This window comes from Marinobacter segnicrescens (assembly GCF_900111555.1).
Taxonomy (GTDB): domain Bacteria; phylum Pseudomonadota; class Gammaproteobacteria; order Pseudomonadales; family Oleiphilaceae; genus Marinobacter; species Marinobacter segnicrescens.
This window is the reverse complement of record NZ_FOHZ01000010.1, coordinates 92,179-110,083: the sequence shown is the minus strand read 5'-3', so window position 1 is coordinate 110,083 and position 17,905 is coordinate 92,179. Positions and strand designations below refer to the sequence as shown.

Genomic DNA, 17,905 nt, shown 5'->3' with positions numbered 1-17,905 from the left:
GTACTGCTCCGTCACGATTCTATAAGGGGAACACCGGGCCCGACAGTCTACTCCACTTCTTCTTCGGTTTCCGCCCGTGACCCCAGGTGATAGGCGGCAAATCCCGCCATCACCACCTGGTCCACGGCCATGCCGATAATGCGGCCGTCGGCATCGGCGCGGATGTCCGACTGTTCGTTGGTGATGGGGTCGGACACCGTTCCCAGTATCGTTCCTTCTGTGACATAGGCCCCCAGTTTGACGTCGCTGAACAGGATTCCGCCCTGGTTGGCACGGACCCAGTGGGACTGGTAGTAGACCGGCTCGGGGTCACCCCACTGGAACAGACGGGCGGTCATGCCCTGCTTTTCCATCAGGCTGATCAGGCTGTTGACCCCGGCGTCGATGTGCTCTTCCTGGATGCGCATGGACTCGCCCACCTCCATGGTGACCGCAGGAACGCCGGCCTCGGTGGCTGCAGTGCGCAGCATGCCAGCGCTGCCGCTGCTGTGGACCACCACCATGGAATCAAAACCCTTGCTCAGCTCCGCCACGTCCGGATTGTTCATATCCGCCCGCAGCTGGGGCAGGTTGGTGCGCTTGAGGGAACCCGTATGGATGTCTACCAGCATGTCGCAGTTAAGGATGACCTGTTCGAACAGGCTGTGGGCGATGCGGTGGGCCAGGCTGCCGTCTTCACTGCCCGGGAAATAGCGGTTGAGGTCACGTCGGTCGGCCAGGTAGCGACTGCCCTGCTGGAAACCCTGCAGGTTGACGATGGGGATTCCTACCACGGTGCCTGAGAGTTCGCGGGGGTCCAGTTCGTAGATGACCCGGCGGATAATCTCGATGCCGTTGAGTTCGTCACCGTGCACTGCACCGGTCATGCACATGACCGGGCCGGGCTTGTCTCCGTTGACTACAAGCACCGGGGTGGGCTGTGACAGGCCGGCAATCTGGATGCCGGGAGACCATGCCAGCCGTGCCGTGGTGCCGGGCAGCACTTCTCCGCTGAGCAGGCGGAATGGCTTTGCCTGGGCCGGGTGGGTCTCGGGAATGACTTCCACGGTGCCTGGCGGATTATCTGCGGCAGTACCCACCGCAGGAACGTCAGCGGTGTCGGATTCATGCGTAACGCCCGGGGCTATTGCGTCGCCTGCTGTTGCCGGAGGCTCTTCCCTGGTGGGGATGTCCTGGTCGGAGGGCGCGATATCCTCCACCGATTCGTCTTCCGGTAATTCGATGACAGCGGGTGCTTCTCCCTCTTCATCTTCGGCGTTGGCAGTGGCGGAGGCATCCACTGAAGCAATGACAGGCGCATCGATAACCGCTGGCCCGTCATCCCGGGTTTGCGCCGGATTTGTGGTTTCTTGCTCCGGTGCGCTTCCCGAAGACTGACTCCAGGCCACCGGGGCCAGGGTCAGGCCCGCCAGCAAGGCTGGTAACAAGCGTTGGGTCAGGCGTTTGCGCATCGGGTCTCCCATGGGTGGACAGTCGCTGAATCCGGCAACGGCGTAGGCTAACCGAAAGCGAAAACAGTGGTATAGAGGTCTGACCAAGGTTTAACCGTACTGTCATTCGCTGGTGGATTCCTGATCACTCCATTGATACCCCGTTCCGGTGTAAATTGGGGTGTGAATTTGCAACGAATTGTCAGGATTCTTGAACTTCCTGCCCGCCGCGCACCCGCCGTGCTGGCGGGGCGCGGAGCTGCGGGTCACTCGGTGAGTGAGGCCCACACCTCGCCGTCTTCCCGGGCCTTGCCTTCCTTGCGCAGCTTGATCAGGTGGGCAAGCAGCGAACGGGTAGCCAGGCCATGGATGTTGGCTGGCACGTCATCGTAGGCGTGTTTTACCAGCTCCTTGAGGGTGCCGGGGCCATGTTCGGCCAGGGCTGTGGCGATCTTCTTTTCCCGGGTCAGGCGGTGGGTGATCAGCCAGTCGACCACCGATTCCACCTTGCCGATCAGAAAGCCGTGGGCCGGGGCGAACCAGCGGATCTCTTCGATCAGCAGGCGGTCGAGGGACTCCAGGTAATCCTTCATATCGCCGTCGGGGGGGTTAATGACCACCGTCGAGCCCTGCATGATGTGGTCACCGGCGAACAGCATGCGTTCGTTCTCCAGCAGGAAGCACAGGTGGTTAGACGCGTGGCCGGGAGTGAACAGCACCTTCAGAGTGCCGGCGGCGGTTTCGATCCGGTCACCATCCACCGGCACCGAATCGGGCCGGAAGTCGTGGTCCTGTATCGGGTCTTCCGGCGGTGCTGGCATGCCTCGTAACGGGGCCCCTGTGCGCTCCCGAAGCCAGCTCGCTCCCGGGGAATGATCCGGGTGGGTATGGGTTGCCAGTACCTGGCCGATACGGCCACCGGTTACTTCCAGGATGCGGGCCATATGGGATTCGTCCGCCGGGCCCGGGTCGATGACTGTCCAGTCCTCACCCGGGTGGCCGAGCAGGTAACTGTTGGTGCCAGGGCCGGTCAGGGCGCCGGGGTTGGGGCAGGTAAGCCGAATAACGCCGTCAGCCAGCTGGACCGGCTCGCCGGGGACGATTTCCGCCAGGGCGTGGCCGCGGCCCTCGGGGTCGACCTTGTGGACTTCATCGAACGCCGGGGTACCGGGCTCCACCGAGACCGGCTTGCCCTGGCGCATTGCCGGCCAGGGCTTGTCCGGGGCCGGCGCAGGTGGCTGTGAGTGGGCATGGCGCAGCAGGTCCGAGGTGGTGTCGAAGCCAGCCAGTATGCGCAGTGTCCGCAGGGTGGGGGAGGCGAACAGCCGGGTACCCTGGCGGTGCTCGTCCATCGCCTGTTCCGGGGTCAGCCAGACGTGGTCAATGGTTTCTACCCGGTCATGGGCAGGCGTCTGTCCGTCCGGCATCACTGCCACAAAAAAGCGGGTATCAAAGCGCCGGGGCGGCCCAGGCGGTGTGATCCAGTGGGCCAGGTAGGCCAGCCGGTCAACCGGCAGGCTTAACTGGTGCTGGTGGCAGATGCCAGCCAGGGTCTGGTCACCGGCGATCATGGCGTCGCGGTCAGCGAACACGGGGTGGTCCTGGGGCAGGAAATCACCGTTGTCATCCAGGGCCAGAAGGACGCCGGCCTCCTCGAAGCTTTCCCGGATGGCAGCAATCATATAGTGACTGCCGCCCGCGTCGAGGCCGAGGTCATGGCTCACCGAGCGGTCATCGCCGCCGGTGAGGTATTCGGCGCAACGCTGGTCGGCTTCGTCCACCGCGCCTCCGGGGAAAACGTAGAAGCCGGGCATGAAGCTGGCATCCCAGGTGCGCTGGAGCAGCAATACCTGGATACCGTCAGAGGAGTCCCGGGTCAGGGCCAGGGTGGCCGCAGGGCGGATTTGCATGGGCGTTACCTTGATCTGTTGCAACTTGGGGGATGGTCGTTTTTATGGTTTTTGGCGCATTCGATAGGTCCTAACATAACGGAAGTTGCCGGAAGGCTCCAGATGATTTGGCGGCCTCATGGGGGTATGATGCGCACCTTCTTTTTCGATCCACCTGCCCGGTTACTGTGTCATGGCCCGTATCAAACTGTCGTTTCCCGATGAGGTATTTATTTTCTCCACCAACATGCCGGTACGGATTACCGACATCAACGGGGCCAATCACCTGGGAAACGATGCGCTGATTTCGATGCTGTCCGAGGCCCGGGCGCAGTTCATGGTGAAGATGGGGCTTCAGGAGCAGATTGTGGATGGTGTGGGTATTGTGGTCACCGACCTGGCCACCATGTACCAGTCCGAATCTTTCTTCCCGGAGATCCTGCGCTTCGAGGTCGGGGTGACCGACCTGAACAAGTATGGCGGTGACTATGTGTTCCGGGTTACCAAGGCAGCCAGCGGCCAGCCGGTTGCCCTCGCCAAGTATGGCTTTGTGTTCTTCAGTTTCCGACAGAAAAAGGTGGTGGAGCTGCCGGATTACTTCCGTGAGCGTTTTTCCTGAGCGCCGCTATGTCCGGGACTGCCTGAGATGGGCGATGCCCTGCCGGTAAAGCAGGTAGGCCATGGTACCGGCCATCAGGTTGCCGACCAGGGCGCCGCTCATCAGCCCCGGCAGACCGCCGAACTGGCCGCCGAGCCAGAGCATGGGCAGGTAACAGGCGAACAGGCGCAGGGTGGAAATCAGTAGCGCCCGCATGGGTAGCCCCAGGGCGTTGTTAACCGAGACCATCAGCATACAGACCCCAAGCCCGCTGTAACTGAGCGGGACCCGCAACAGATAGTCCCCCAGCACTCGGCTGACTTCGCGGTCGGACGTGAACAGCTCTGATATCAGCCCCGATGCGGCCAGCCACACCAGGGCGATGCCAAGCTGCCAGACAACCACGAACCTCACAGCAAGCCGCACCAGTTTGCGAATGGTGCCGATATCTCCCTGACCCAGCAGGCGTCCCACCATGGGTGGCATGGACATGGTCAGTGCCAGCACCACTACGATAGAGAAGAATTCCAGCCGGGTGCCCAGACCCCAGGCAGCGACAGCTGCGGAGCCAAATCCGGCTACCAGCGCCGTGGCCAGCATGGCGGACAGCGGAGGCATCAGCTGGCTGACCATGGCGGGCGCCATGATGCTGCCCAGTTGCTTGAGGGACTGGCCCAGTTTCAGCGTGCCGAGGTCAAAACTCAGCCAGCCCCGCTTCAGCAGGGCCGGGTAGATGACCAGGCAGCCAACCCCGAAGGAGGTGATGGTTGCCAGCGGGGCCCCCGGCAAGCCCCAACCGAATACAAAGATGTAGAGCGGGTCCAGGGCGATGTTGAGCAGGCTGGCTACCATCATCATCAGGCCGGGTAGTTTGGTATCCCCGTGGGACCGGCAGATGCTGTAGCCAAAATAGAGCACCGCCCCGGTCCAGGCCGCGACCAGCCAGGGCATCCAGTACAGGCGGATCATCGGCAGCAGGGATTGCTCCGCCCCCAGCAGGGTCATGATGGTGTCCCGCAACAGCCACATGGCCAGGGCCAGCATGAATACCAGCACGGCGCCCGTTGTGACCACCAGGCCGGCGAGCCGGAAGGCCCGCTGTTCATCCCCGGCTCCCAGGGTGCGGGAAATGATCGCTGTCGTGGCAATGCCAAGCCCCACTTGCAGCCCGGTGATCAGCTGTTGCATGGGCACCGTAAAGCCCAGTGCCGCCAGCGGGTCACGGCCCAGTTGACCGATAAAGATGCTGTCCGCCAGCTGGAAGGTCATCAAGGACAACACGCCGAACAGCATCGGCCAGGTCATGGTATAGAGCTGGCGGGGCAGGCTGGCCTGTGGGTCGGTGGCGTTCACGGGTGCAGGTACAGCTCCGGCTGGTGGGGGAGACGGGAGTCTAGCAGCTTTATCCTGGCAGCAATAAAAGAGGCGACCGGGTGGTCGCCTCTTCGGGGTTGCGTGGACTAAATGGTTATTTCTTCTGGTCAGCCCAGTAGGGCTCACGCAGTTCCCGCTTGAGCACCTTGCCGATGGTGGAGCGCGGCAGATCATCCCGGAACTCGACCCCGGCCAGGCGTTGGGTCTTGCCCAGCTTGTTATTGGCAAAGCCAAGGATGTCTTCCTCGGTGGCCGACGAGCCTGGCCTGCGGACCACCAGGCCCAGTGGCGTCTCGCCCCAGTGTTCGCTGGGAATGCCGATCACGGCTACGTCCGCAACGGCGGGGTGCTCCAGCAGGACCTTCTCCAGGTCCACCGCATAGATATTGAAGCCACCGGAGATGATCATGTCCTTGCGGCGATCGAGGATATAAAGGAAGCCATCCTCGTCCATCCGCCCCATGTCGCCGCTGCGGTAGAAGGTAAGCCCCTCCGGGCTGGTCCAGAGCATGTCCTTGGTCTGCTGTTCCCGGTGGTAATAGCCCCGCATCATGGAGATGGCGCGGCCGACGATCTCGCCGATTTCGCCCTGGGGTAGCTCCTTGCCGTTGTCATCGATGATGCGGATTTCTGCCCCTTCGGTAGGCACACCGACGGAATCCCACTTGGTGGGGTTGGCGGCGCAGTCCAGGGTGGTGGAAATGCCCCCTTCGGTGAGGCCATAGACCTCGCGGATATTGCCCGGCCAGCGTTTCATGGCTTCAGCAATGACGTTTGAGCGCAGCGGCGCGCTGGTACACAGTTTGAGTTTGAAACTGGACAGGTCGAACTGGTCAAAGTCCGGTTCCGCCATGATACGGCTGTACTGTACCGGAACCAGCATGGCGTGGGTTACCCGGTGCTCTTCCGCCAGTTCCAGGAAGCGGTGGGCATTGAACTTGCCCATCAGCACCAGGGTGCCTCCGTGGTACAGGGTAGGCAGCGCCGACACCAGGGTGGTGTTGGAATACAGTGGTGTGGACACAAGGTTGATGGCGTCACCGTCCAGGCCGAAGTTGGCCAGACGGATCAGTTGACGCTGGCGGAACCGGTAATCGTGCAGTATACCTTTGGGAGTTCCGGTGGTGCCCGAGCTGTAGATAATATTGAAGGGGTCGTCCATGGTGACTTCTGCCGGCTGGGCTTCGTCGCCGGTGTCACCCAGCCAGGTGTCCAGGTCCTGGCCACTGTCGACGTCACTGGTACCAAGTCCGATGCGCTGGGCTGGCTGGACCCGCTTGAGCTGGTCGCGGATTTCGTTGAACAGCGGGAGGTTTTTCTCTGATACAAAGAGGAAGCGGGTGTCGCAGTCTTCCACCATCAACGCCAGGGCTTCACCGCTGGCCATGCCGGAGAGAGGCACCATGCAGCCCCCGGCAATCAGGGTGCCGAGGTACAGGCACATATAGTCGTTGCTGTTTTCCGACAGGCCTGCGACCGTGTCCCCGGTTTGCAAGCCGTCGGCCCGCAAGCGGTTGGCAATACGGTTGGAACGGCTGATCATCTGGTCCCAGGTGAGGGTGCCTTTTTCGTCGGTGAGCGCCCTCTTTTCTCCCTGCGAGCGGGCGAAACCCTGGATATGGTGACCGATGGGGTCCATGGTTTCGTGGTCCAGCGCTGGAGCGTAGTTCGGCATCGCTGCAACGGTTTGTCTCATTTGGGGGCCTCTGTGGTTGTTGTGTTTTGACTAGTGAAATTTATTTCCGAATATATTGACTCAAAACTGGAAGGCGTGACAAATTAAACGCCCTGTTCAAGCTTTTGAAAAGCACGCTAATCAATTATTATGGTTTGTTTTTCAAGCAGTTCTGTCGGAATTATGTTCCGAATCAGGCGATTAAGCATCCGAATTTACAATCATAAAAGCAAGGCAAGGTTAAAGGAGCACAGACTATGACGCGTTTCACTGGGCGAGTCGCCATTGTCACCGGTGCCGGCAGTGGTATCGGCCGCGCCACTGCCCTGAGACTCGCGAGCGAAGGCGCCCGCGTAGTCCTGGCGGACTGGTCCGAAGAGGGTCTGCTGGAGACCGCCTCACTCTTGCCCTCCGAAGCTGTCCACGTCGAACGAAAGCTGGATGTATCCGATGAAGACGCGGTCAAGGCACTGGTATCGGAAGTCAAGGAACAGTTCGGCCAGATCGATATCCTTGTGAACAACGCCGGCATCTCGGGCGGTAGTTATCCCCCGGTTACCGAGAACGAAAAAGCCGACTGGGAGAAGATCCTGGGGGTGAACCTGATCGGCGCCATGCTGATGATCAAGCACGTGGCGCCCCATATGCAGGAGCGTCAGCAGGGTGCGATCGTAAATACCGCGTCGGTAGCCGGTATTCGTTCCGGCGCTGGTGGCAACCCCTATAGCGCCTCCAAGGCCGGCGTTATCAATCTGACCCAGACTGCGGCCTGTGACCTGGGTGGCTATAATGTGCGGGTCAATGCGGTTTGCCCGGGGCTGGTGGAAACTGGTATGACCAAGGCGGTGTTCGACTACGCCCGTGCCAACGAGAAAGAGCACAAGCTCGGCTCCCGCTGTGAGTTGCGCCGGTATGGCCGACCGGAAGAATTGGCGGCGGCTATCTGCTTCCTGGCGTCGGACGATGCCAGTTACATCACCGGACAGGCCCTGCCCGTCGATGGCGGCAACACCGCGTCCCTGAACATGCCCGGAATGAAAGTGTAATGAGCGAAGCAACACAGAACCTCCACATCACCGGTGGCAAGGATCTGCCCGGCTTTCACAATATGCTGGGATACCGTCAGGTTTCCTGGGAGGAAGACAAGGCTGTGATCGCCCTGGACCTCAAGCCGGAGCATCTCAACCTGGGGGGCGTGATCCACGGTGGTGTGCTCACGTCACTGCTGGATATTGTACTGGCCGAAGCTGGTACCTACTGTCCTTTTCCGGGTCGGATGCGCAAGGCGATCACCCTGACCCTGACAACCACGTTTACCGGCCAGTGTTCCGCTGGCACTATTACCGTCACTGGAATCAAGCGCGCCGGCGGTACCCGAATTTTCAACAGCACCGGTGAAGTTCGCGATGACAAGGGCAACCTGCTTGCCATTGCCGAGGGTACTTTCCGAATCCGATCCGGTAGTGAAAAACCTGAGGGCGTTCCTATCTGAACGCGCACCCCTCCTCCATCAAATAAATAATAGAGAGGCACAACGATGTTGTACGAACCGTCTGACAGAGCCAAGAAGCTGCTTAATGAACTCAACGAATTCATGGATGCCTATGTGTACCCGAACGAGCACAAGCATCACGAGCAGGTAGAACAGGCAGAGAATCGCTGGGCTCCGACTCCGATCATGGAAGAACTGAAGGCCAAGGCCAAGAGCGCCGGCCTGTGGAACCTGTTCCTGCCGGAAAGCGAGCGTGGCGCGGGCCTGACCAACCTGGAGTACGCCCACCTGTGCGAAGTCATGGGTCGCTCTCACATGGCACCGGAAGTGTTCAACTGCTCCGCCCCGGACACCGGCAACATGGAGACCATCGAGCGCTATGGTAACGAAGAGCAGAAAGAGAAGTGGCTGAAGCCGCTGCTGGAAGGCGAGATCCGTTCCTGCTTCTCCATGACCGAGCCGAATGTTGCGTCTTCCGATGCCACCAACATTGGTACTGAAATCCGCCGCGAAGGCGACGAGTACGTCATCAACGGCAAGAAATGGTGGTCTTCCGGTGCCATGACTACCACCACCAAGATCGCCATTGTCATGGGCAAGACCGACCCGACCGCTGAGAAGCACAAGCAGCAGTCCATGATCCTGGTTCCGCTGGATGCGCCGGGCGTGGAAATCGTTCGTGCCCTGCACGTGTTTGGCTATGACCACGCGCCCCACGGCCACGCCGAGGTTCACTACAACAACGTACGTGTGCCGGTTTCCAACATCCTGCTGGGTGAAGGTCGCGGCTTTGAAATTGCCCAGGGTCGCCTTGGGCCAGGCCGTATCCACCACTGCATGCGTACTATTGGTGTTGCCGAGCGCGCCCTGGAACTGATGTGTGAACGCGCCAACGCCCGTGAAGCCTTTGGTCGCCCGCTGGTGGAATTCGACTCCATCCGCAAGGACATCGCCCGTTCACGCCTGGAAATCGAGCAGGCCCGCCTGATGACCCTGAAGGCCGCTCACATGATGGATACCGTAGGTAACAAGGTTGCCCGTCAGGAAATCGCCATGATCAAGGTGATCGCGCCGAACATGGCCCTGCAGGTTCTGGATCGTGCCATCCAGGTTCACGGTGGTGCCGGCGTCAGCCAGGACACCTTCCTGGCCGCAGCCTGGGCCAGTGTACGTACCCTGCGCCTGGCGGACGGTCCGGACGAGGTGCACCTGGATTCCATCGCCAAGATGGAACTGAAGAACTACCCGCGCACCCATTAATCCCGGAGCTGTCATGACAAACCCTCTGTTTGATATGACCGGCAAGGTGGCCCTGATTACAGGGTCCACCAAGGGTATCGGCCGGTCCATCGCTGAAGAGATGGCCCGGCTCGGTGCGAAGGTGGTGATCTCCAGCCGCAAGGCCGATGCCTGTGAGCACGTGGCCGGTGAGCTCAAGGCCCAGGGCTTTGAGGCCATTGCCATTCCTTGCCACGTGGGCAAGAAGGATGACCTGCAGAACCTGGTGGACAAGACCCTGGAAGCCTGGGGCAAGATCGACGTACTGGTGTGCAACGCTGCCACCAACCCGGTCTACGGCCCCACGTCGGAAATGACTGACGAGGCCTGGGACAAGATCATGGACACCAACGTCAAGGGCACCTTCTGGCTCACCAACATGGTGCTGCCGGGCATGGCTGAGCGTGGTGAGGGGGCAGTGGTTCTGCTGTCCTCCATCGCCGGCATCCGTGGCAATACCACCATCGGAACCTACGGTGTGTCCAAGGCCGCGGAAGCGGCCCTGGCCCGTAACCTGGCGGTGGAGTGGGGTCCGAAGGGCATCCGCATCAACAGCATCGCGCCGGGGCTGATCAAGACCGATTTCGCCAAGGCCCTGTGGGAAGACCCGGTTCGCGTTAAACGCGCCGAGGAAAAGACACCCCTGCGCCGTATCGGCGACCCGGTTGATATTGCCGGGCTGGCGGTGTTCCTGTCCACCAAGGCCAGCGCCTATATCACCGGTCAGGTGATTGTGGCGGATGGCGGCGAAACCATTTGCTGAGGTTCTCTTATGAGTACTGGACCCAACCTGGTGGACGTCCTCGACGCCCACCGGTTTGATGAGGCAGCCCTGCTGAAGTGGCTGCAAAAGGAGATTCCCGAATTCGGTGGCGACCTTGAGGTCAAGCAGTTCCAGGGTGGGCAGTCCAACCCTACCTTTCTGCTGACGTCGGGAGGCAAGCGCTATGTTCTGCGCAAGAAACCGCCCGGGAAAACCCTCCCCTCCGCGCACATGGTGGAGCGGGAATACAAGGTGATCCGGGCCCTGTCTGACAATACTGATGTACCTGTGCCCAAAGCCCGGGTGCTGTGTGAAGACAGCGACCTGATCGGCACGCCGTTCTATGTCATGGACTTCATGGAAGGTCGGGTGCTCAGCCATCCAGCCTTGCCGGAGCTTGACAAGGCTGAGCGCCGACCGGTGCACTACGCTGCCATAGACACTATGGCGAAGATGCATTCGGTCGATGTGAACAAGGTCGGCCTGGGTGACTTTGGTCGCCCGGAAGGCTACGTGGCCCGCCAGGTCGCTCGCTGGTCCAAACAGTATGACGCGTCAAAGACCGACGACATGCCGTCCATGGACAAGCTGATGAAGTGGCTACCGGAGAACCTGCCGGCGAAGGACGAAAGCGCCATTGCCCATGGTGACTACCGCCTGGGTAACCTGATGCTGCACCCGAACAAGCCGGAAGTCATCGCCATCCTCGACTGGGAGTTGTCCACCCTTGGCCATCCGCTGGCGGACCTGGCTTACTACTGCCTGCACTACCATCTGAGTTCCAGCTTTGAAGGTATGCGTGGCGTAGTGGGGGAGGACCTGGTCGAACTTGGGATTCCCAACGAGCAGGAGACCATTGAGCGCTATTGCAAGGCGACCGGCCGTGACGGCATCGACGACTGGCACGTATTCGTGTCGTTCTCGCTGTTCCGGCTGGCGGCCATCGTCCAGGGCGTCTACGCCCGGGCCCTCGCAGGCAACGCCAGTAGTGCTGACGCGCTGGAAGTGGGCAAGCGTGCCCATATCCTGGCAGACGCCGGCTGGGCCGTTGCCCAGAAGGGTAGCAAGGGCGCAGGCTTATGAGCGACCAGGCAGCGGCGGACCCCATGGTTCGCCGCATACTCATCACCAATGACGACGGCGTTGCGGCCCCTGGTCTGAAGATCCTGGTGGATATTGCCAACCGGTTGGCGGAAGAAGTCTGGATCGTGGCACCGGAGCACGACCGCAGTGGCGCCGGACAGAGCATCTCCCTGCATGATCCCCTGAGGGTTTACCAGCATGGTGAGCGGCACTTCGCGGTGTCCGGTACGCCGGCAGACTGTGTGCTCTACGCCCTGGCCGAATGGTTTGGTGAAACGCCACCGGACCTGGTGCTCTCGGGCATCAACGCCGGTGCCAACATTGGTGATTCCGTGCAATACTCCGGCACCGTGGGGGCGGTACTCAGTGCCGAGCACCTGGGTATACCGGCCATCGCGTTGAGTCAGTCCTTTGTAAACCGGGAGCAGATTGACTGGGCGCCGGTGACCGAACTGGGTGAGGCGGCCATCCGGGCGCTATGGCCCTCTGCCAAGGATGACAAGTGCTGCTGGAATGTGAACTTCCCGGCGTGTGCGGCCAGTGACATCACCACCATGGAATACGCTTCCCAGTCCGCCGGTTCCATTGCCCGGCCGCAACTGCTGCCGGGGCAGGACAGTCGTGGGTTGTCCTACTGGTGGCTGGGTTTTGACCGGAACACTGAACACCAGGTACCGGACGATTCCGATGTGGCCGTTCTGCGCCGCCGTGGTGTGGCGGCCTCACCCTTGCGGGGAGAGCACAGGATGCCTGGCGACGGGGCATCCATCGCGCTACGAAAGACCTGACAGAGCCGCTCCGGGCGGAATCAGTTGGTAATATCCGGGCATGGCCCGGCTATCGCTGGTTCGGCCCGGGGCGGTTGCCGTCTGCAAGCTAGATAACCGGAGACTACTGAATGTTTACACGACACCACAAGGTCTGGCCGAGAGAATTGCCCAAGACCATGACCCTGCCGCAGACCAGCCTGTTTACCAACCTGGAAATCTCGGCCCTGCGGTACCCGGACCACACCGCTATCATCTACTACGATACCAGGATCACCTATCGTGAACTGCTGGACGAAGTAGAGGCGCTGGCCGGATGGCTGCAGAAGAACGGCGTCAAGAAGGGCGACCGGGTGCTCCTGTACATGCAGAACTCCCCCCAGTATGTGATCGGCTACTACGCTATCCTGCGAGCCGATGCGGCGGTGATTCCGGTCAACCCCATGAACCGCGCTGCTGAGCTGGAACACTATGTCTCCGATACCCAGGCAACCATCTGCCTGGCCGGAATGGAGCTGGCAGAATTTATCGCCCCGCTGGTAGGTAACACCTACCTGGAGCGTGTGGTAGTGGCGGCCTACAGCAGCTATGTGCGCCAGCCCACCGACCTGAACCTGCCGGCGGAAGTGTCGGCGGAACCCCGCGTGCTGAACGCTCCCGGCCTGATCTCCTGGGAAAATGCCCTGAACTCCGGTGATAAGCCCGGCGAGCACACCGCAGGGCCGGACGACCTGGCGGTGATCCCGTACAGCTCCGGCACCACCGGTCAGCCCAAGGGCTGCATGCACGTGCACCGGGGCCCTATGGCGACGGCGGTACAGCGGTCATTCTGGAACATTACCACGTCCGACTCCGTCCAGCTGTGTACCCTGCCGTTCTTCCATGTGACCGGCATGACCGGTTCCATGAACAGTCCCATCTTCTCCGGCGCCACCATGGTCATCATGACCCGCTGGGACCGGAATGTGGCCGGCACACTGATCGAGCGTTACAAGGTGACTGGCTGGACCAACATCGTCACCATGGCGGTGGACTTCCTGTCCAACCCGGACCTGGGCAAGTACGACATCAGTTCCCTGGTCACCATTGGTGGTGGCGGTGCCGCCATGCCCCAGGCAGTGGCGAAGAAACTCAAGGACCTCACCGGCCTGGATTACATCGAGGGCTATGGCCTGTCCGAAACTATGGCAGCAACGCACATCAATCCGCCCAACGCACCGAAGGCCCAGTGCCTGGGTATTCCGGTGTTTGACGTGGATTCCCGCATCATTGATGTGGATACCCTGGAAGAGAAGGGCCCTGGCGAAGTGGGCGAGATTGTCTCCAATGGGTATCAGGTGACCGTGGGTTACTGGAACCGCCCGGCGGAAACCGAGGCGGCGTTTGTGGAAATCGATGGCAAGAAGTTTTTCCGCACCGGTGACCTGGCCTATTACGATGAAGACGGCTACTTCTTCATGGTTGACCGGGTCAAGCGGATGATCAATGCGTCCGGCTTCAAGGTATGGCCTTCGGAAGTGGAGAGCATGATGTACCAGCATCCCTCCATCCATGAGGTGTGCATCATCTCCGCGCCCCACGAAAAGCGAGGCGAAACCGTCAAGGCTGTCGTGGTACTGACCCCGGAGGCCGAAGGGTCAACCACCGAGGAAGACATCATCGCCTGGTGCCGGGAACAGATGGCCGCCTACAAGGTGCCCTCCGAGGTCCAGTTCGTCAGTGAGCTGCCCAAGTCCCCCACCGGGAAGCTGATGTGGCGTGCTTTGCAAGAAGAGGAATGGAAGAAGTAAACCTGTTCTGACTGACTGCCCCACTGGCCATCCTGGCCAGTGGGGTGCCTGACCTGCCACTGCCTCCCGGCCTATTATGACGGCCATTGGAGGACCTTCCTGAATTTCATTTTCACCATTAAAATTAACAATAAGGTTCGCATAGCGAAATCACATTCTGTCTATTGACAGTGCATGCTCGCAGTGTACTCTTGTGCATCGGCGTGAGGCATTTTTCCGATACGTCTGAATTGCAACGAAAAGTAAAAACAATCCAGAAAACGTAAACCCAATAAAATCAATGACAGTGTTGCGGTAACGGCAACTCTACAAAAACAACGTCGCCACGGGAGGGGCCGGTTTGACTATATTTCTCCAACAGGTTTTCAACGGGTTGACCCTGGGCAGTATCTACGGTCTCGTAGCGCTCGGTCTGACCCTTGTTTACGGGATACTCCACATCCCGAACTTTGCACATGGTGCGCTCTACATGGTAGGCGCGTTCATGTCGTACTTCTTTATGGTGGACATGGGTGTCCACTACTGGGTTGCCATGGCCGGGTCGGCCGTAGTGGTAGCCGTGCTGGGCATCATCTGTGAGCGCCTGGTTTTCCATCCCCTGAGAAATGCACCGCCAATACACGACAAGATCGCCGCCATCGGTATCCTCCTGTTCCTGGAGGCCGTGGTGCACATGTTCTGGGGCTCCGATTTCCGCCGGATGTCCACGCCTTTCGGCGGTGTGGTGAACCTGGACGGCGTTTTCCTGCGTGAGCAGGGCATTCTGATCATTGCCTCCACCGTCGTCCTCGTCGTTGCCCTCAACCTGTTCCTGCGCAAGACCATGGTGGGTGCCACCATCATTGCCATGGCCCAGAATCGAGAGGGTGCTTTCCTGGTAGGCATCGACGCCAACCGGGTCGCGATGATGACCTTTGCCATTTCCGGCATCCTGGCCGCTGTAGCCGCCACCCTGTATGCGCCGATGAACCTGGTTTACCCCGCCATGGGCCACCTGGTCATTATGAAGGCGTTCGTGATCATCATCCTCGGTGGCATGGGCAGCATCCCCGGCGCCATTGTTGGAGGCATGATCATTGGTTTCGCGGAAGCCTTTGGTGGTTACTACATTTCTGACGCCTACAAGGACATTATCGCCTTCGCCCTGCTGGTGGTAATCCTGTCCATCCGTCCACAAGGTCTGTTTGCCAAGGGGGCGCACTGATCATGATGTTTAAACTCGGAGCCCTTATCATGCACCCGGCCAGCAAGTACGCGCTGCTGGCCCTGGCCCTGCTTTTCCCGGCACTGGCCGCCAACGAATACCAGGTCTATGTAATGGCTACGGCCTTTATCTGGGCCATTGCTGTTTACGGTTTCAACGTGATTACCGGTTACTGTGGTCAGCTCAACCTGGCCCATGGTGGCTTCTTCGCCATTGGCGCCTACGCCGTGGCGCTGCTTACCGCTGACTATGGCTGGAACTTCTGGCCGGCCTTTATCGGTGCCCTGGTGATCACCGCTGTTCTCGGTTTCCTCGTGGGTGCAGTGTCGCTGCGCCTGAAGGAGCATTACTTTGCCATCTTCACCCTGTGCGTCGGCTTTATCATCTACCTGCTGCTGGACAAGTGGGAAGAGCTGACCCACGGCGCCATCGGTGTTCGTGGCATCGCCGCGCCCGACGGCTTCGGCCTGGTGAACTTCCGGGAAACGATACCCGTTTACTACCTGATCCTGTTCTTCCTGGTGTTCATTATCTGGTTCACCAGCCGTATACAGAAGTCCCTGTTGGGCCGTACCTTCATCGCCATCCGTAACGGTGATGACCTGGCCGAGTCCCTGGGCATCAACCTGATGAAGAACAAGATCCTGGCGTTCGTGATCTCCACCACCTACGCAGGCCTGGCCGGTGCGCTGTACGCAGGCATGATCCGCTTTGTGGGTCCGGAGGATGGCAACATCCTGCACACCTTCAACATGATTACCTACCTGCTGGTTGGCGGTATTGGCACCCTGTTCGGTCCGCTGATCGGTACTCTGGGCATTGTCTGGATCACCCAGTCGCTGCAGTTCCTGGAAGAGTACCGCATGATCATCTTCGGTCCGCTGCTGGTGATCCTGGTGATCTTCTTCCCGCTGGGCGTTTCCGGCTCCTTCCTGACCTGGATGCACCGCAAGGCACAGGCCCTCGGCCTGGGCCCCAAAAAAGTGCAGCAAGAAAGCAAGGTCAACACCGCCCGGGAGGTAGAGAACAATGCTTAAGGTAGAACACCTGACCAAGATGTTTGGTGGCCTGGCTGCGGTTAACGATGTATCCGTGGAGTTTGGCGCCAACCAGATCAATGCCATTATCGGCCCCAACGGGGCCGGCAAGAGTACCTTTTTCAACCTGATTTCCGGCGTTCACCAGCCCACATCCGGCAGAATCCTGCTGGATGGCACAGACGTCACCACCATGCGGTGTGACCATGTGGCCAGGCTGGGGGTTGGCCGGACCTTCCAGACCACCAACCTGTTCGAGACGGCGACGGTGCTGGACAACCTGATTGTTGGTCACCGTCTGCGTACCCACTCAGGACTCTGGGACGTGCTGATCAACTCCAAACGCCTGCAGGCGGAAGAGAAAGCGGCCCGCGAAAAGGCCCGTGAAGCACTGGATTTCGTCGGCCTGACCCATGCAGAAAACCGCTATATCGCGGACTGTACCCAGGAAGAGCGAAAGCGTGTGGCCTTTGCCCTCGCGCTGGCCACGGATCCCAAGATCGTCCTGCTGGATGAGCCGGCCGCCGGGGTTAACCCGGAAGAAACCGAGGGCTTGGCTGAGCTGATGAAAAAGATGGTAAAAAATGGCCTGACGGTGTGTCTTATTGAGCACAAGATGGACATGATCATGGGCATCGCCGACAAGATTATGGTGCTGGACCACGGCGAGAAGATTGCCGAAGGCACGCCGGAAGAAGTGAAGAATAATCCGGTGGTCATTGAAGCGTACCTGGGGAGTGATCACGATGCTGCAGCTTAAAAACGTTGACGTCCACTACGGTAGCTTCAAGGCTCTCAACAACATCAACATGACCGTCGATACCGGTGGCCTGGTGGTATTGCTGGGTGCCAACGGTGCGGGCAAGTCCACACTTTTCAACGCCATCAGTGGTCTGATCAAGCCTTCGGCCGGCAATATCGAGTTCGAGGACAAGATTCTCAACGGCATGAGGCCCAGTGCCGTGGTTTCTGCCGGTGTGGTCCAGTGTGCGGAAGGCCGTCAACTGTTTCCGCAGATGAGTGTCCACGACAACCTGATGCTGGGAGCCTATGTCCACCGCAAGGACAAGGAAGGCAATCGCAAGCGCCTGAATGAGGTGCTGGAGCTGTTCCCCATCCTTGAGGAAAAGGCCCATCAGCCGGCTGGTTCCCTGTCCGGTGGTCAGCAGCAAATGGTGGCGATTGGTCGTGCCATGATGAGCCGTCCGCGCCTCCTTATGCTGGATGAGCCGTCGCTGGGCCTGGCGCCCCTGGTGGTCAAGCAGATGTTCGAGACCATCCAACAGATCAACAGCCTCGGCACCACGGTGCTGCTGGCTGAACAGAATGCCTTTGCGGCACTTAAAATTGCCACACACGCATACGTTATGGAGAACGGCCAGCTCGTTATGGACGGCGACCGTGAAACGATGCTGGGTAACGAGGAAGTGCGCAAAGCATACATCGGGGCCTGATACGGCCCCGGCTCGCTTGTAAATATACCTGACAAGCGCCTGTGAAAAGGCGAAATAAAACCAGGAGAAAA

16 protein-coding genes are annotated in these 17,905 nt (G+C 60.0%); 12 read left to right on the top strand and 4 right to left on the bottom strand.

Going from position 1 to position 17,905, the window contains the following annotated elements:
* Positions 1–47 precede the first annotated feature (47 nt).
* Both BM036_RS11630 and BM036_RS11625 read right to left on the bottom strand, forming a co-directional pair.
* On the bottom strand, positions 48–1,451 hold the full coding sequence (locus BM036_RS11630; RefSeq protein WP_091852131.1) for a succinylglutamate desuccinylase/aspartoacylase family protein: 1,404 nt from the start codon (positions 1,449–1,451) through the stop codon (positions 48–50).
* 245 nt (positions 1,452–1,696) lie between these two features.
* Positions 1,697–3,340, bottom strand: a complete 1,644-nt coding sequence (locus tag BM036_RS11625; RefSeq protein WP_091852128.1) for an MBL fold metallo-hydrolase — start codon at positions 3,338–3,340, stop codon at positions 1,697–1,699.
* 172 nt (positions 3,341–3,512) lie between these two features.
* Here BM036_RS11625 and BM036_RS11620 point away from each other — a divergent pair, with 172 nt between their 5' ends.
* Positions 3,513–3,938 (top strand): acyl-CoA thioesterase, encoded by a 426-nt coding sequence (locus BM036_RS11620; protein ID WP_091852125.1) that lies wholly within the window; start codon positions 3,513–3,515, stop codon positions 3,936–3,938.
* Positions 3,939–3,944: 6 nt separating this feature from the next.
* Here BM036_RS11620 and BM036_RS11615 read toward each other — a convergent pair whose 3' ends face one another.
* Both BM036_RS11615 and BM036_RS11610 read right to left on the bottom strand, forming a co-directional pair.
* Entirely contained in the window at positions 3,945–5,222 is a 1,278-nt protein-coding gene (locus BM036_RS11615; protein WP_091852220.1) for an MATE family efflux transporter, read from the bottom strand.
* A gap of 163 nt (positions 5,223–5,385) precedes the next feature.
* Positions 5,386–6,987, bottom strand: coding sequence for a class I adenylate-forming enzyme family protein (locus BM036_RS11610; RefSeq protein WP_091852122.1), 1,602 nt, complete (start codon positions 6,985–6,987; stop codon positions 5,386–5,388).
* 236 nt (positions 6,988–7,223) lie between these two features.
* Between BM036_RS11610 and budC the strand changes: the two genes are divergently transcribed.
* From budC to BM036_RS11555, 11 genes are all read left to right on the top strand, one after another.
* Entirely contained in the window at positions 7,224–8,012 is a 789-nt protein-coding gene (gene budC / locus BM036_RS11605) for a meso-2,3-butanediol dehydrogenase (protein WP_091852119.1), read from the top strand.
* A complete protein-coding gene (locus BM036_RS11600; protein WP_091852116.1) occupies positions 8,012–8,458 on the top strand; it encodes a PaaI family thioesterase in 447 nt (148 codons plus the stop codon). The genes budC and BM036_RS11600 overlap by 1 nt, the downstream gene beginning before the upstream one ends.
* Before the next feature lie 45 nt (positions 8,459–8,503).
* Positions 8,504–9,718 (top strand): acyl-CoA dehydrogenase family protein, encoded by a 1,215-nt coding sequence (locus tag BM036_RS11595; RefSeq protein ID WP_218144807.1) that lies wholly within the window; start codon positions 8,504–8,506, stop codon positions 9,716–9,718.
* A 13-nt stretch (positions 9,719–9,731) separates the two neighbouring features.
* On the top strand, positions 9,732–10,499 hold the full coding sequence (locus BM036_RS11590; RefSeq protein ID WP_091852112.1) for an SDR family NAD(P)-dependent oxidoreductase: 768 nt from the start codon (positions 9,732–9,734) through the stop codon (positions 10,497–10,499).
* Between the two features lie 9 nt (positions 10,500–10,508).
* Positions 10,509–11,582 (top strand): phosphotransferase, encoded by a 1,074-nt coding sequence (locus tag BM036_RS11585; protein WP_091852109.1) that lies wholly within the window; start codon positions 10,509–10,511, stop codon positions 11,580–11,582.
* Positions 11,579–12,370 (top strand): 5'/3'-nucleotidase SurE, encoded by a 792-nt coding sequence (gene surE / locus BM036_RS11580; RefSeq protein WP_091852106.1) that lies wholly within the window; start codon positions 11,579–11,581, stop codon positions 12,368–12,370. Before BM036_RS11585 ends, surE begins: the two co-directional genes overlap by 4 nt.
* A 110-nt stretch (positions 12,371–12,480) precedes the next feature.
* Positions 12,481–14,139 carry a long-chain fatty acid--CoA ligase gene (locus tag BM036_RS11575; RefSeq protein ID WP_091852103.1) on the top strand — a complete coding sequence of 553 codons (1,659 nt, stop codon included), beginning with the start codon at positions 12,481–12,483 and terminating at the stop codon, positions 14,137–14,139.
* Between the two features lie 340 nt (positions 14,140–14,479).
* Complete coding sequence (locus tag BM036_RS11570) at positions 14,480–15,343, top strand: branched-chain amino acid ABC transporter permease (RefSeq protein ID WP_091852101.1); 864 nt, start codon at positions 14,480–14,482, stop codon at positions 15,341–15,343.
* 2 nt (positions 15,344–15,345) lie between these two features.
* Positions 15,346–16,380, top strand: a complete 1,035-nt coding sequence (locus BM036_RS11565; protein ID WP_091852098.1) for a branched-chain amino acid ABC transporter permease — start codon at positions 15,346–15,348, stop codon at positions 16,378–16,380.
* Positions 16,373–17,140 carry an ABC transporter ATP-binding protein gene (locus BM036_RS11560; protein ID WP_091852095.1) on the top strand — a complete coding sequence of 256 codons (768 nt, stop codon included), beginning with the start codon at positions 16,373–16,375 and terminating at the stop codon, positions 17,138–17,140. The genes BM036_RS11565 and BM036_RS11560 overlap by 8 nt, the downstream gene beginning before the upstream one ends.
* Entirely contained in the window at positions 17,127–17,834 is a 708-nt protein-coding gene (locus BM036_RS11555) for an ABC transporter ATP-binding protein (protein WP_091852092.1), read from the top strand. Before BM036_RS11560 ends, BM036_RS11555 begins: the two co-directional genes overlap by 14 nt.
* The last annotated feature ends 71 nt before the right edge of the window (positions 17,835–17,905 follow it).